The 670-nt window shown below is 60.4% G+C and carries 1 protein-coding gene; it reads right to left on the bottom strand.

The genetic code is table 11. From position 1 onward, the window contains the following. On the bottom strand, window positions 1-670 hold a 670-nt coding region (locus EXE47_RS18260; RefSeq protein ID WP_137708631.1), incomplete at both ends, for an IS200/IS605 family accessory protein TnpB-related protein.

The following is a 670-nucleotide window of genomic DNA, read 5'->3' on the forward strand; positions in this document are numbered from 1 at the left end:
GCTTGGCAAAGCCCCACCCATGTAACCGCCGATTCATGTACTCACCGTAGTCCATGTTCTCGCGGATGTACCTCAGGTCTTCCAGCACTAACACTGGGTTGTCGACGGACTCGGCGTAGTCCACGACCTCGCTGGTCACACGGTGAAAAACGTCGTCAATCTGGTCCCACAGTGCGTCACCGAACGAGTCTGCGATTCGCTCACTACCACGCTTCTGAAGCCGTCTTGTGGCGGTGAAGTAGGTTTTTCGGAGCCGACGAACGGCTTTGCCGTCGGCGGCCCACAGGCGGGGGCGAACCGGAGAACCGGAGCCGTCGCGGTGACACACCGTGACGAGGCTCGCTTCTCCGATGTCCACACCAACCGGTGTCCGCTTATCGGCGGACGCCTCAGATTCGTCCTCCACGTCGCGGGTAGCGGTGATGTGGAGGTACCACGTTCCATCCCGCTCGAACAGCCGACTTTCACCCATCTCGGCGTCGTCTGCGTACAACGCTTCAAGCCAATCCCGCTGGTCGGGATTGGCGCGTGCTGGTATCCAGAGGTGGTAATCCTCGTGGTGCGGGACTTTGGCGTACCACTCGATAGCGTTCTGTGGCTGGTGGTCGAGTTGTAGGCCCTCGTTTGTGAACCGCACTGGGTGGTCGTCGTGGATCTCGTTGGCGTCGTA

Origin of the sequence: Halorubrum sp. GN12_10-3_MGM (assembly GCF_005435235.1) — an archaeon.
Classification (GTDB): Archaea; Halobacteriota; Halobacteria; order Halobacteriales; family Haloferacaceae; genus Halorubrum; species Halorubrum ezzemoulense.